Below are 14,931 nucleotides of genomic sequence, written 5' to 3'. Positions count from 1 at the left end.
GCAGTAAAGCTGCCGTTTTCAATCGTGCCTTCAATCAAACCGTTTGGCGTGGTGAGACTCACCGTCGCACCCTCTTCACCCGTCACCGTCACCAAGCTGCCATCAGCATTGATGTCAACTACTGGCGCATTAGGAGCGGTGGTATCTGGAGCAGTTATGTTCGTAGGAGCAGAAACATTACCAGCATTATCTATTAAGGTTACATTTATCTCTTCGCCGTTAGTTTGCGATGTATTTAATTCAACTTCGAATGTACCATCATCCTTAACAATGCTTTCACCAATCACACTATCTTTTGAATTTTTAATTTCGACTTTGGTACGGGGCTCACCTTTACCTGTTACCTTGACGCCATTTATACTGATTATTATATTAGTTGGCGCATCAGGGGCTTGAGTATCAGCTGCCGGCTTACTGTTACTATTATCGTCACTGCCACTGCTTGCAACAGCGCCTAACGCCCCTACACCTGTAAGGCCTGCTAACCACGGTAAAACATTAACTCCTTGTATTTGTGAGACACTTGCCCACCAAGGCGTCGTCTGTGCATTTCCGCCCAGTGCTTGACCGACTGTATCCCCTGCTTGTAATTCAGTAACGTAGTCTGCAATCTCTCCTGTATCAGGAACATAATAATAATAACTACCATCTTCTGCGATACCAGTAAGGGCACTATCCACACTGTCATAAAACCCTTCGATAATGAGGTCAGGGTTTTGGGTACCATTTTCGAAAGAGACATGAAGGTCTTTAACATTACGTTTACTTATAATGCGGTTCGGAGCATGGCCAGTTGACTTATCAAAAAGCTCGTAATTAACTTTATCAAGTGCCTTAAGTATCGTAGGTTGACCATTCTGCGTAACCACAGTATGTTCAGCTACAGTTTTAGCTTGATCGTTTATTTTAATATTAATAATGCTCATAAAATCATCCTTGAATAGTCGGTATAAGTAAGAAAAACAATCATAAAGAACGATAAGTCGATCTAATTATTTTCTTGTTCAACGATAGCAACAACTCGGCGGTTATTTTGACGCCCTTGTTCAGTATTATTGGTGTCAACTGGTTTGGACTCACCATATCCAATCGTATTCAGATACTCTGGATTCAAATTATAATCATCGACTAAAGCATCTTTGACAGCGTCTGCTCGCGACTTAGAAAGCTCTAAGTTGTATTGCTCATCGCCTTTATTATCAGTATGGCCTTCTAATACAATCTCTGTTTTAGGATGGGATTGAATAAAATCAGCCATTTCACCTAATTCAGCCTGGTTATTATTTTTGATACCTGTGCTATCGAAGCCAAACAATATATTGAACTCTGTAGGGGATTGAGCTGGTATTTGCTTATCTAAAGGAGCGGGGTCGATGGTGTCTTGTACTGAAGTTTGACTTGGTACTTTGCAGTCTGATGTGACACGACTTATTTGATGTGTTTGACGTTTACTGCCATTCAATAACAGCAAGGCATCTTTAGCAGACATTTGTTTTATATAAGGTGTTCTTTTTTTGGTTAAACCAACCTGTAAATAATTCGTCGTTTGAGGGACGAAGTGATAGTTTTTGGAGTAAGAAAATACTTCATTACTAACACTATCTAGTACCTCTACACTAATAATCTGCGAGTCTTTACAGATGATAGCCTTTGAGTGATGCCCATCTTGCAAACTGGCTTGAAAACGCTTAGCGTCCCCCACTCCTATATTTATATTAATACTGTTTGATTGTTGAGCATCGTTAGAACTGCGAAAAAATACGAGTCTAGTTTTACCTTCATCTAAATCCTCATCGTTAGGCGCACTAAATACTTCGCCACTTTTTTTCCAAGTAACTTGTTTAATCTGACTGCTTTGTTTATATCCACCATCATCAAAGGGCGTCAAAACCCTACTCTTTATAGTTTGACAACCTATCAAACTCGCTGCTATAGCGGATGAAGACAATAGTAAAATAACTTTTCTGTGCATGGCACTTTGTCCTAACGAATGAATATATAGTATGGAAGCGTCTACCTACTACTTTAAAAAAACGACACATCTTTGCATTTAGAATATTTTTCCAGTTAAATCCCAATACTTTATTATTTTACCCACTCTAACTTTATCATAACCAAACATATTTTTTAAATAAATATTTCAACCTTTATTAATATACTTATATATTTGTTTTACCGAATACAATATCTAAGTCACGTTAATGTCATAAAAATAAATTTAGTCTGACTTTTTATAGACAAAAAACACATACTAGCTAAAGATAACGATTTACTTATAATATTTAACCTCCTAGTTAATTTTTTTGAAGAAAATAGGCTTTGTTCATTTAGTTGCTACTAATGATATCCGTGGCTAAAATATAATAATCTGAGCAGCATACAAGCAGCTACTAACATCTAACTCGACAATAAGAACATCATCATCCTCTGATGAAAGTCAGTTAGACTTACCTCCAAACTACTTAACTAGGTACAGAGAGTTCTAGTTACAACCATGTCAATCCATAAGACATATTGATCTAAACAAGGCAGTTTTTATAGTGATTAAATGGCACACCAAATGGCTATCACCTCTAGTACTTGCGGTATTTCTGCACTTAGGCATAGCGTTTATTTTGTATGTAAATTTTGATGCAAGAAGATTAAGCAATCCGGTTTATAGCACGGAGCCTACCACCTCTAAACAAAGCACTACTAATACTGCAGACAATGAAGACTCTCACGTAGATTCGAAAGATTATATGACTACTCTTAGTATTGTCGAACCTATTTCCACATCTGATAGTTACTCAAAACCACCTTCAGTGGCTTTCAAACAAACTATTGACCGTCAGGCATCGAGTTTTGAAGACACCCTTGATGATGACAATAGAGAAATCAAAAAAGTAGAGAAGCCATCTAATCAAGGAGCTGAAGAAAAAAGTCAATCTATAGAAAATAACGTATCTAAGGAAAATTTATCTGCCACTTCTAACAACACTCGTCATTTAGAAAAAGTTAATAAAGACACCGGACTTCTTAGTATTGATATACCAAAAAATACTAATCAAGATGAATTAATAGAAGAGAACCTTTTATTGAAGTCTGAAACAGAAGAAATAAATCGTCAACTTAGCTCTGCTATAAATGAAATCAAAAAACGTAACTAGCAAAAAATAAACAAAATACAACAAGAGCAAATTTATTATATTCATAATATTGAAGACAACAAAACACTCCCAGAATCCTCTTCAGAATAATTTTAATTAATATGGATATATTTGCATTAAAGTATTATCAGTATTTAATTTTATAACATTCCCAAAACTATTATATTTATCTTCTTACAATATTTTATTTAATAAAAAACAGTCTTATTAATTTTTATATTCAAATATATAGATCTCTATTAGCAAAACCAAATAGACATGCATACATATCAATCTTAGAGGATACAAACACAGGTAAACTAAAGGTAAGTAACATTGTAAAAAGTAACTGAACTGATAATGCTAAAGTGTGTGTAGAGACTGATAAAATTAGCCATATTTTCGCTATAGATGGTACGCGTACAGTATGACTTTCTAAATTTTAAGTATTCAGATAACTGATCTTATCGGTGCATAGAAGGCGACCAACGGTTAGAATGAACAAAATTTTTTAAGTAAAAATATAATGATCAATGATGTAACGTTTAAAGTAAAAAATAATACTTATATTTTAACAAACCTATGTTCATCAAAAGTAATTTTAATTGGACAAGGAAACACAATAGACGTTTAAAAACTTGGTTACGATAAATTCAGATAGGACTAAGATAAGTTCAACCGTATTAAAAGTAGACATGTTAGATTAGTTGGACATGTTTTAAGAGCGTTATGTTCTTTTAAACAGATGCTAAATTGATGTAAATGAATGGCGTCGTGAAAAGCAGTATTGGAAACAACTTTTTGTTATGTTTTCAAGACGATATCTGCTTCAATATGAGATAACAATCTTTTATGCTAAGTGTAAGCTTACTTTAATCATATCTGAGAATCGCTCAAGCTATAAAGACTCTTCGCCACAGCCCATATTTTACAGACAAAAAAAGCCCCAATCATAAAGATTGGGGCTTTTTGAATCTGGTAGGCGTAACTAGATTCGAACTAGCGACCTCTACCATGTCAAGGTAGCGCTCTAACCAACTGAGCTATACGCCTATTTAGGTTGAGCATTTTAGCAAGTTTTTGAGACTTTGCAAGCATTTTTTATCCAAACCAGAAATTATTTTTTAAATAAGTATTATTCGACAGCCAAAACCTTTCTACACCTTTTAAATTACAGTCAAAACTAAAACAATTGTGGTAAATATCCTGACAGGTATGAGGTTGATGTTTATAATAATTGACGCGCATTTTCTTTAAGATCTTTAAGTACTTGTTGATACTCAGCGTGACTCGTACTAAGCCTACTTAGTCGCCCATAGCGTAGCTGTCGATAGTTTTGTTTAATTTTATCGATATGTTGTTGAGTGAACTTTAGGTTGTCTGTCACTAGACTATTATCAGGCACTGCTAGGCTATTTACTAACCGTTCAAGCCACGCTAGTTGTCCTTCATTATCATGGCGAGCAAGTGTCTTATCCTTTTTACTTAGTCTTTTAGACAGTCTGACCAAAGGCAAGTCTGCTGGATGCCAACGCTTCCGTCGTCGTTGCCATAGTATAAATGTCACTATAGATATCACTACGATGGCACCAGCAGCTAACCAAACGATTTGTTGCATAACTGAGCTGATGTTGAACCATTTTAATAATGAGCCTGTTTGCTTGTCTTGATCATAGCCGACGATGTCTTTTTGCCAGTAATAACTTGCTTGGTCAGAAAACCGCCTTAGGGTTTGTAGCATCTGATACTGTTGATAGCTAATCTGCGCACCTGCTCCATCGCCAAACAACGACGCGCCTTGGGATTGAGATAGCGCGTCCATTCCTTGTTCGACGCGCTGCGGCGCGACAAACGCAGTCGGATCAACACGTACCCATCCTTGACCCTCAAGCCATACTTCGGTCCACGCATGAGCATCCATCTGTCGCACTTCCCACACATCACCGCCACGACTTGGTTCACCACCTTGATAACCAGCCACGACTCGTGCTGGAATACCAGCCGCACGCATCATAAAAGCAAAGCTTGAAGAATAATGCTCACAAAACCCAGCTTTGGTATCAAATAAAAACTCATCGATGCGGTTCTCATTTAACCGTGGCGGCGATAATGTATAACGAAACTCCGTTTGATTAATCCAGCGCTCAAGTGCTTGTATGTAACGGATAGGATCTGAGCCTGATTGCGAAAACAGCTGCTGAGCAAGTGCACGTGCTTGTGGGTTGCCATCTTTGGGTAGTGTCAAGTTGATACGACGTGAGTCCTCATCAAGCACAGGGTCGATACGCATAGGCGCAAAACGCAGGACGTTGTAGCGTAACTGCTGAGTCACTGGACTGTCTTTTAATAACGTAAAGTCTGATGTCACACTGACGTCTGTACGCTGAGCAAATGGATAATCAAGACCAAATAGCCAGTTTTGCTGGGTTGGCTCTAAAAGTACCTCATACCTATCAGGTGCAATCTGTACATTATTAGGAACAGTAGCAATCGCACGCTCAATCCATACAGGAATTCGTCGCGCTGGCTGCCACTGCTGCTGGATGCTACGATTAGGTTGCCATGTCACACCATCGAAATCGCTAAATACCAAGCCGCGCCAGTATAAATCGCTTTGCGGTGGACGTTTATCTGCAAATTCGACTCTAAAAGCCAGCGCAGTGGATTGACTCAAGCTGGCAAAATCCCCAGGTGACATACTGTCTGAGACACCAGTAGTTGCTTGTTGTCCTGATAATTGTACTGACCATAGTGGCGGCAAACGCGGAAAGAACAAAAACAGTACCACTAATAAAGGTAATGCGCCTACCCCAAGCACCCCAAGTGTACGCACGCGTCCATCACCTTGCGTGTTGCTATCGTCATTCAAAGCGATAAATGCCAGCAAAACTGCAATGGTACCTACGATAACTTCAAGGGTCGTAACAAGCCCTTGATCCATCAAAAACAGTGCTGCAAGTACAAATAGCGACAGGTTCAATACCACATAAGCATCGCGGCGCTTATATAGCTCCCAAAGCTTACTCACAAGACACAGCACCAAAAATGCTACGCCCATGTCTAGTCCAAACGCAGTGTTATAAGTTAGCCACAAACCTGCCAGTCCTAACAAGAACCCAAGCATTTGCACGCTACGATATATACGTTTGAAGTGATAAGCTTGGCCAAACCTAGCTTTGACACGTGGTAACTGCGCCACAATACTGACTAGAGCAAAAACCATCAACCATAGTGGCAAATGAGCGGCATGTGGCAGCACAACCAGTATCTGAGTCAGTAGTACCCAATAATAAGCTGGTAGCGCCAGCAGTTTGTGGTACCACGTTTTGGTTGTTGAGCGCTGTATATCATTTACATCGTTAGATGTATGGTTACGTTGGCCTTGCGCCAATTGCTCAAAGCTTGACTGTCTTGCAGAGTCCGTAAGGACAGTCGAATAAGATAAAGTAGTATGAGAAGTGCTACTTGAGATTGGGTTAGAGTCAGTCATGGTACTTTTGCCAACTGTAATAAGCAGGCCTGAGCAAACGACTCGCCTTGCCCAATAGCTGCTGTCTGCCCTGCATTGGGCAATTGCATCTGAAAAGGCACTCCCATCTTACCAAGGGTGATAGCACCATACGCTAATTGCGCAAGCTTTTGTTCATGATGCGAAGCTGGCATATCGGCATAATCCAATACCTGCTCCACACCGACTGGATCAGCAAAATGTTTGGTAAGCATTCCTTGTCCACGTGCCATGTGTGCCCACGAAACTCTTGCTAGTGATTCGCCTTCGATATAATTATCAAGGCGCTCAAAATCATCTTGACCTTGAATATGCTGACTATACTCACCGCCCGTCGGTAATTCGTCCAAACTTGCAGTGATATATTGCGCCTGTTTATCAAATGCCAATGGCTTTGGATATACCCAAGCTGCCCGCGCAAAATACACGTACGACCATGCGCGCATGATTCCTAGTGGATATACAGTGCTTACTCTCAACCTTGGCAACTCAAGCTGACCGCGCTTATTAGTCATGATGGGCAAGCGAATGACTTGTGTACCGTGTAAACGTGATACCGGCACACTCACCTTTGCACTAATATAGGACTTGTTTATATTTCGATCAGTACGTTTGTTGGCCTTCTTTTTTTCGTCATTAAACTGCTCAAACACAAACGTCAATTGTCGTCTGGGTTGCTGGCTTTCGCTCCGTACTTGCAATGTCACCCAAACAGGTGAGCCCACTTCTGCTGTTGTCACCTCAATCAGATCGATTTGTAAGCCTGAGATATGAGCAAAGGTTATATGAAAGCTTATCAACCATACACTCACAAGATAAAAGCATAAGCCCAGCACCAAGTTGTTACCATAATTGATACCAGCCACAAAAGTGATAATCAATAAAACGGCGAAAAGTACGCCTTCTCTACTAAAGAAAATATAAACGTTGCGCAAGTTGAGCTTAGCACTGTCACTTTTAGGAGCGCGCTTGGCAAACCAGCGTGCCAATGCTTGCGTTATTGGCTGAGTCAAGGTACGCGGTAATAAAGTCATAACTGCCTTATCATTGTGGTTATACTATAGCGTGCGCTCAAATCTTAGTTTAAACAATCACTGGTACCTTATGCATAATCCGCTGAGCTATAGTCTGTGCCCCTTGCCCGCCAACGACATGCGACGGTACAAATCGTTGGCCTAACCTATGATCTGTAACAGCAGCAAAAACAGCTTGGATATCCTCTGGCGTTACTTCTTGATGTCCAGATACATATGCATGAGCCTGAGCAGCACGCTGTAGCGACAATACACCGCGAGGTGACAGTCCGTGGTACTCTTGGCTGACTCGAGTCTTTGCAACCAATCGCTGTAGATAATCCAATACGACATCTGCTACATATACCTGCTGAACACTTTGGCGTGCAAGTAATACAGCATCTGTCTCAAGCACCGCATTTAAACTTGCCAGTATCTCGCGACGATCTTGTCCCCGTAGTAATTCCCGCTCGGCAGCTGGTGAAGGATAACCAAGCGACAGACACATCAAAAACCGATCTAACTGCGACTCAGGTAAGGGATATACGCCCGCTTGTTGCATTGGGTTTTGAGTAGCTATGACAAAGAAAGGTTGAGGCAAACGGTAAGTCTGTCCATCTTGGGTGACTTGATGCTCCTCCATCGCTTCTAGTAACGCACTTTGGGTCTTTGGGCTAGAACGGTTGATTTCATCAGCAAGCAATAGCTGTGTGAAGATTGCCCCTTTACGAAACTCAAAGCTCTGCGTGGTTTGGTTATAGATACTCATACCCAAAATATCTGCTGGCAGCATATCATTGGTAAACTGCACGCGATTGTATGATAAGCCCAGTAGCTGCGCCAGCCCTTGAGCCAACGTCGTTTTGCCCATGCCAGGCAAGTCTTGTAGGAGTAGATGCCCACCTGCCAGCACGCAGCTCAGTGCCAGCTTCACCACCTGCGGCTTATCAAGCACGATTTGATTTAGTTGTACAAGCAACTGTGCTACTTGACGCTGATTGGCTAGATAGTTATCGGTAACATCGTTTGAATCACTTAAACCAGAGTCTGACTCTAATGGAAGTACAACATTTTTGTGAGATGCGACATCGTAAGCATGGCTTTGGTGCATAATAAACTACCAACTTTATTAGTGCGTACTAAAATATTGTCACATAAACTCATCAAGAGTGGTAAGTAATATCCAATACGCTTTTTTTAATAAGATAAAAAACACAAGCAAAAGCGATCTAATAACAATGAAAAAGATAAACCAAGCTTGAGCAACTCTTTTTATTAGAAGCTGGCAGCAGGTTGGTTTTCTACGCCGTCCTCTATCTCAACTGGCTCATCACTCATTTTTGTATGCTCAGCCTTGATGGGTTTTCCATTGCTATCGACAGCAGGAGTGGCCATACGCAAAGTGGATAGATAAGCGATAATATCAGCGCGTTCGCTGGCGTCTGGCATCGGGTCTGACAACATTTTTGACTCTGGCATTGCTTTTTGAGCATCAGCAATATAAGGATCTAAAGTTTTAGCGTCCCATACCCAGCCTGAGTTTGCTAATGCTGCGCCATAGTCATAGTCCTCTAGTTCAGCTGCAGGTGCCCCATATATATTCATCAATTGTGGGCCTTTTTTATTGCTACCTGGGGTTAGCTGATGGCACTGACCACAAGCTTCTTCATAAATGATAGCGCCATTATCAGCGTCTCCTGCGCTATACACTGGTAAGGTAACAGGATCACGATAATCAGGCGGGGTACGCTCGCAAGCAGTGAGTGCTGTAAGCATTATCGATACAAGCACTGCAATTAATATACCACTGAATGAAATATTGACGTTAATCAGCATATTTATATATTCTTTATATCTATGGATTGAGACGGTTTATCAGCTTGTAGGGATGATAGCAGACGTACGATGGGGTTACAGAGGTGATGGTACGCCTATGAGCTGATATGCGTACGCTGACAAAACACATTAGCAGTTGGCTACTGAGTAATAAGCAAAAGAGATCGATGTCAGCAAGACCCTCGGTAGAGCTTACCGTTTCTAGCTTGAGCTGACAACACGTAGCCTTATTGAAATAAAACTGTCTTAAACGATATTCATCGTGTTACTTGGCATTTCTAGATAATACCCTTGCAAATAACGCGCACCGACACTCCACGACACTGACATCGTAGCAGCTTCCTCAATATAGGGCATCAACACATCGATATTAAGCTCATTGGTGCGTACGATTAAGGACTTAATCGCCTCTAAATTGTCAGGTTTATTAATCTCATTTACATAATCATGTGCAAGGCGCGTCATATCAGGCTGTACAAATTCAGCAATCTCAATCGATTTTGCTGAGGTACCAAAATTATGGATGCCTATTTGACAACCAACATCGCTTAAAGCGGCAAACTGAGACTTGGCAATGGTCAGATGATTGGCAACATCTTGCTCATTGAACTGAAGTGTCAATGCTCCAGATACACCGCCCACCGCTTTGATCAACTGACTGGCTACGCTTGGCAGTTTTTTATCGATCAATGAAGCGCTAGTGAGCTGTATCAATAGGCGAGCTTCAGGATGGGTCTTGCGCACCTCATTTAACTGTTTGCAGGCATTGATTAATATCCAGCGATCTATTTTTTCGCGTAAATGGTGCGTTTTGGCGACTGTCATAAATTTGTCAGGCGTCAGTACAGTATTATCAGCATCGGCTAACGGTAGACGCAAATAAACTTCAAAGAAGTCGCTACGATCTTGATTGATATCATAGATTGGCTGAAAAAACAGCTCAAAGCGATTGTGCGTGATAGCGCTTACTAGATATTCGGCCAGAGCACTATCGTCACTATTTGCATGTTCACTTGGGTCATACAAGTGATAAGCGTTACCATGATTTGCAGTTTCAACTCTGATATGGTTTATCGCATCAACCGCACGATCAAACAAGACTTGTGGTTCAGCAGCATTGGGTTCTATTTTGACGATACCAATACTCACAGTCGTACTGGTTGTGCGTTTATCGACTTCGATGAGCATATCACTGATATGTTGACGGATACTTTCGGCGAGATCGACCAGCGCTTTAGAGGATAAGTCTTCGATTAACACTGTAAATGCCGTATCACTAAAGCGGCTAATGTGTCCCTCTGCTACTGTTTGCTCAAGCATACGAGCCACCTGCTGAATGGTAGTATCTACCCCTTGCAAGCCCAAGCTACTACTGATTTTGCCAATATTATCTAACTGTATATATAATAGTGCTGCATGCGCTTTACCTTCTACTACCGACTGATGTAAAGCTTCAAAACGCTCCTCAAAGCCGCGGCGGTTGTACAGTCCTGTCAAGCTGTCCTGACGTTCGGCTGCAGCCAAACGCGCAGCAATCTCAGCGCTGTTATTATTGTTTTGTTGAATAATAATCTGAGTAACTGGCTCACCATCTAGCGTAGCGACTGCAAGTTGTAGCTTGGCCTCAAAAGTACTACCGTCCATACGTTTACTTTCAAAGCTAAATTCAACTTGATCACGATTGCCTTTATCAAATTGACGTAAAAACTCTTTAAAACCTTTGACGTTATCTTTACCAGCAATAAAATCAATGACTGGCAAACCAATAATCTCGTCCATTGATTCAAAATTAAACAGTTTTAAATATGGCTCATTGGCAAAAATATGAATGCCTTGATCGATATAAGCGACCGCACTTTTGGAGTTTTTAATTAAGATGTTAGCGCGCTGCTCAGCCTCAGAGAGTACATGACGTAAGGTATTAAGCTGTCGTAGACTACGCAGATTGGCATGTTGTAGGCAGATCGCCATCACCACTTGTACCTCTTTGTCTGCGAGTAATGCCTTTACCATCACCCCATCAATGACTGCTGGCAAACCATCTTCGTTGCGACCAGTCTTCGCCATCTCATCGCTCATCAGACCAATGATTGGGAGATCAAGGTTTTGCTCCTGCACAATACCGACCACATCCGTAAAACTCAAATCGTAGGCGCGTCCAAATACCAAGACATCCCATTGATGCCGCAGCGACTTTAACAGCTCTTCTCTGTCATCCAAAAACCCAAGATTGACTTCATCGTAGTAAGCAGATAATAAGCTGACTAAACGCTCAGCATAAAGCTGGTCTTCGTCTATAACTAAGAGATTTAGGATGTTTTTGGTACGCATAATGGGCCTTTTTATTCTTGTAACCGTCGTTACAGTATACTAGATTACGAGTAGACTTGAGCAATGCTTAATTTTGTATAAAAGTGCTGATTGTAGCAATCTTATTCAATTAAATCTGTATCACTTTATACTGGCTAAACTCTTCACTATTGATTAAACACTGCTGCAAACAGAGCGCTTTTTGTTTGTCGTTGAGACGCAGCATGACTTTGTCATTAGCTTGAAAATGATAAGAAGGCACTATAATGGTGAACTCTGTCTGTAAGTCCTTATCGCCCGCTACCATAAAAGCTGGCATAAAGCTTTGTCCACGATGGTCTCTGATGTCTAAACGCAAGGCACAAGCTGTCAATTCATGACCCAGTACCTGCCATTCAACCTCAATGGGCTTATTATCAAGATTGAGCCAGCGTACCATACCCATTGACCATTTATATTTGCTGTCGTTATGTGAATAATCTAATAAGAACAGACTCATAAGACTAAGTGGTGGCGGCGCTGTATCAAGCTTATCGCTACTGTCTGTATCGACATCTGATGCTATTAAATCTTCTGAAGATGATAAATGTAAGGTTCTAAGCTGTGATGTTATATCTGTATTATCAACCGCTTCTACCTCAAGCTCACCCTGTAACCTATCCTTTTTGGGCTGTGTATCATAGCGTGGTAGCTGTTCATCTGCTAACTTTTTGGCAGCAATCAGATGCTTTAAGCTCTGTGCACCAGCCACCTTGTAATGAATATTATTAAAACCACTAATAACGGTCGCACGCTGTTTTGAATGATACTTGGTTGATATTGCCTTTGTCCGCTCGACATAGCGATGCTTAATTGCCATTAGTACCTTGTTGACCAATTGATATTCAATCGCAGCGTTATTACTATCAACCAAAGATTGTTTGCGCTGCTGTAGATATGTTATTAGTGGTCCAAGTTCGATAAACAGACAACGATGGTGCTCTTCATAGGGGTTAATAGCGGAGCTGGCGGTAAGATAATCAGGCGGATTGCCACTTTGTAGGTCTACAAAGAGACGTGTCTCAGTTTGCGGTTCGATCGTAGCATGAACATAAGTTGCCCATGATGGCAGTAAACGCTGGAGCAAGAGCATATTGGAACGTCGCAGGACACGGACATTCAATAAACTATGCAAGCAAATCTGTACATATAAGTCGTGAATGCTGCAGGCCTGCTTGGCAACTACTTGCGTGCTTAAGTCGGCATGTGCCACATTTATTTGACAAGCTAGGTCGTATAGCTCATTAGATGCCGCCCATAAATGCGGTGGTGGAGACTGGTAGGATATATTTTGCTCACTCAATAGCTTTTGATAAATAGTGAGTGACTGATAAATAGCAGCGGCCAAAACAAGTGGTGATGTTGTAGCTAACGACAAAAAACGCTTCCAACCTCGGCCTGTTACCGGGGTCTTCGGCTCATTTAAAATTAGGCTTTTACGTTGTATGACGCTGTCGTAGGCTAATATGGTCGAATAGTATAATGATTTGACTTGATCTACATATATTAGCTGCGCCTTGCTAAGCGCGCCTAACTCATAATGATAATGCTTGTGCAAAGATGTAATCAAGCGATCGGATGCACAAGACACAATCATCAAAAGCTTAAGACGCAGTTTGTCATCTAAGTCTGCTGCCGCAAGCTCAGTCAGCACTTGCTCTATCTGTACTGCCTGCTGAGCCTCCGTTTGTATTGATAAGCTTGCAGCCCACTTACGTAGCTGTTGTTCTTGTCCGTCAACATATCTACGCGAGGATTGTTTTAATGGTGCTTTACGTGATAGATGTTCCTGAAAATCTGACAACGTTATCATAAGCCCTCTTTAATAAAACATCTATTCTCAAGTGAACAGGCGCGATATTACTTGTATATGTGATGCATTATAAAGCGTTACTAATGTTCAGCAAAACATATTACCACAACTTACTGTGCTGCATACCTTAACGGTCTTTATAAATATTAATCGGCACCTTGAATGGTCGGTTTGGCAACTCTTTTACCAGTTTTGGCACAAGATACCCAGGAAGCCCAGCCAACAATGACCAATACAAATCGATAGCAGACTGCTCATCGTTATCAAAATGAGCGGCACCCAAAACCTTATCGAGTACATGTAAGTAATAAGGCAAAACGCCTGCTGCAAACAAACGCTGACTGAGAGTAACTTGGGTCTCAACGCTGTCATTAATACCCTTTAATAAGACAGCTTGGTTTAACAAAACTATACCTGCGGCCCGTGCACGCTGCAAATATTGCGCCGTATTAGTATCAATCTCATTAGCATGATTGCAATGAATAACCATCACGATGTTGCAGCGGCTTCGACTAAAGCGATCTAGCAAAGCATTATCCAAGCGCTCAGGAATCACTAACGGCATGCGGGTATGCAAGCGAATGGTCGTCAGTTGTGGTAACGCCTCCAAGATGTCAAGCCAGCCAAACAGTCGCCGATTAGATACACTTAACGGGTCACCGCCACTCAAGATGACCTCATTTACTTCAGGATGCTCCTTAATATAAGAAGCAATCGCTAAATGTTCGGTGGAAGTTGGCATATTGGCATTATAATCAAAGTGCTGACGAAAGCAGTAACGACAATGGATGGCGCATGCACCAGTGACGGTTAATAGCACCCTAGATTGGTATTTATGTAGTAGCCCTTTAATAGGGTTTTGATCGTTCTCGGCTAATGGATCGGCGACATAACCTGTCACAGCGATTTGTTCTTGGGTGTCTGGTAATACCTGTTTTAATAGGGGATCATGCGCATCACCGACAGTCATTTTAGCGACAAAGGCACGCGGGACACGTAAAGGAAAGTGCGCTGGTATATAAATTTGAGTTCTCAAGGTTTCAAGATTGAGTATCTCAAGCAACTCATCTACTGAAGTAATTGCTTCGGATAATTGCGTTTGCCAGTTTTTTTGTGTGATTAAATGGTTTATCATGACAACCTAATGCGTGTGCCTAAAAACCGACATTATACGCTGTAAATCAGCGCACTATCAAAGCATGCCAAGCAAACATCATGGTTTATACCTATTTACCCTTGCCATCCATAGACTTTGGCTCATATGATAGGTATTTGAGCATCAGT

The 14,931-nt window shown here is 41.2% G+C and carries 10 protein-coding genes and 1 tRNA gene; 1 reads left to right on the top strand and 10 read right to left on the bottom strand.

Features of this window, described 5'->3' with window-relative positions:
- Nucleotides 1-926: Ig-like domain-containing protein (locus Q0895_RS07770; protein ID WP_299187333.1), on the bottom strand; the 926-nt coding region annotated here is incomplete at its 3' end.
- A 62-nt stretch (nt 927-988) separates the two neighbouring features.
- Nucleotides 989-1,888: an OmpA family protein gene (locus Q0895_RS07765; protein WP_299187330.1), complete on the bottom strand. Its 900-nt coding sequence runs from the start codon at nt 1,886-1,888 to the stop codon at nt 989-991.
- 652 nt (nt 1,889-2,540) lie between these two features.
- Here Q0895_RS07765 and Q0895_RS07760 point away from each other — a divergent pair.
- Nucleotides 2,541-3,149, top strand: a complete 609-nt coding sequence (locus tag Q0895_RS07760) for a hypothetical protein (protein WP_299187328.1) — start codon at nt 2,541-2,543, stop codon at nt 3,147-3,149.
- Nucleotides 3,150-4,104: 955 nt separating this feature from the next.
- Here Q0895_RS07760 and Q0895_RS07755 read toward each other — a convergent pair.
- From Q0895_RS07755 to epmB, 8 genes are all read right to left on the bottom strand, one after another.
- Nucleotides 4,105-4,181 (bottom strand) — tRNA-Val (locus tag Q0895_RS07755).
- Between the two features lie 175 nt (nt 4,182-4,356).
- Complete coding sequence (locus Q0895_RS07750) at nt 4,357-6,618, bottom strand: DUF3488 and transglutaminase-like domain-containing protein (RefSeq protein WP_299187326.1); 2,262 nt, start codon at nt 6,616-6,618, stop codon at nt 4,357-4,359.
- On the bottom strand, nt 6,615-7,670 hold the full coding sequence (locus tag Q0895_RS07745) for a DUF58 domain-containing protein (protein ID WP_299187323.1): 1,056 nt from the start codon (nt 7,668-7,670) through the stop codon (nt 6,615-6,617). The genes Q0895_RS07750 and Q0895_RS07745 overlap by 4 nt, the downstream gene beginning before the upstream one ends.
- Before the next feature lie 49 nt (nt 7,671-7,719).
- Nucleotides 7,720-8,760 carry an AAA family ATPase gene (locus Q0895_RS07740; RefSeq protein ID WP_299187321.1) on the bottom strand — a complete coding sequence of 347 codons (1,041 nt, stop codon included), beginning with the start codon at nt 8,758-8,760 and terminating at the stop codon, nt 7,720-7,722.
- Nucleotides 8,761-8,924: 164 nt separating this feature from the next.
- The gene (locus tag Q0895_RS07735) at nt 8,925-9,425 is read right to left on the bottom strand and encodes a c-type cytochrome (RefSeq protein ID WP_366139923.1); all 501 of its coding nucleotides are present in this window, start codon (nt 9,423-9,425) and stop codon (nt 8,925-8,927) included.
- 306 nt (nt 9,426-9,731) lie between these two features.
- The gene (locus Q0895_RS07730; protein WP_299187319.1) at nt 9,732-11,816 is read right to left on the bottom strand and encodes an EAL domain-containing protein; all 2,085 of its coding nucleotides are present in this window, start codon (nt 11,814-11,816) and stop codon (nt 9,732-9,734) included.
- A gap of 109 nt (nt 11,817-11,925) precedes the next feature.
- Nucleotides 11,926-13,647: a hypothetical protein gene (locus Q0895_RS07725; protein ID WP_299187316.1), complete on the bottom strand. Its 1,722-nt coding sequence runs from the start codon at nt 13,645-13,647 to the stop codon at nt 11,926-11,928.
- A 127-nt stretch (nt 13,648-13,774) separates the two neighbouring features.
- Nucleotides 13,775-14,782, bottom strand: coding sequence for an EF-P beta-lysylation protein EpmB (gene epmB / locus Q0895_RS07720; protein ID WP_299187313.1), 1,008 nt, complete (start codon nt 14,780-14,782; stop codon nt 13,775-13,777).
- Nucleotides 14,783-14,931 lie beyond the last annotated feature (149 nt).

The organism is uncultured Psychrobacter sp. (assembly GCF_947495825.1).
Classification (GTDB): Bacteria; Pseudomonadota; Gammaproteobacteria; order Pseudomonadales; family Moraxellaceae; genus Psychrobacter.
The sequence above is the reverse complement of the archived record's forward strand: the minus strand, read 5'-3'. Positions and strand labels throughout refer to the sequence as shown.

Excerpts from the sequence above, each read along its gene's own strand:
- Q0895_RS07750 (WP_299187326.1), bottom strand. The coding sequence starts at position 6,618 with ATGACTGACTCTAACCCAATCTCAAGTAGCACTTCTCATACTACTTTA.
- Q0895_RS07745 (WP_299187323.1), bottom strand. The coding sequence starts at position 7,670 with ATGACTTTATTACCGCGTACCTTGACTCAGCCAATAACGCAAGCATTG.
- Q0895_RS07740 (WP_299187321.1), bottom strand. The coding sequence starts at position 8,760 with ATGCACCAAAGCCATGCTTACGATGTCGCATCTCACAAAAATGTTGTA.
- Q0895_RS07735 (WP_366139923.1), bottom strand. The coding sequence starts at position 9,425 with ATGCTTACAGCACTCACTGCTTGCGAGCGTACCCCGCCTGATTATCGT.
- Q0895_RS07730 (WP_299187319.1), bottom strand. The coding sequence starts at position 11,816 with ATGCGTACCAAAAACATCCTAAATCTCTTAGTTATAGACGAAGACCAG.
- Q0895_RS07725 (WP_299187316.1), bottom strand. The coding sequence starts at position 13,647 with ATGATAACGTTGTCAGATTTTCAGGAACATCTATCACGTAAAGCACCA.
- epmB (WP_299187313.1), bottom strand. The coding sequence starts at position 14,782 with ATGATAAACCATTTAATCACACAAAAAAACTGGCAAACGCAATTATCC.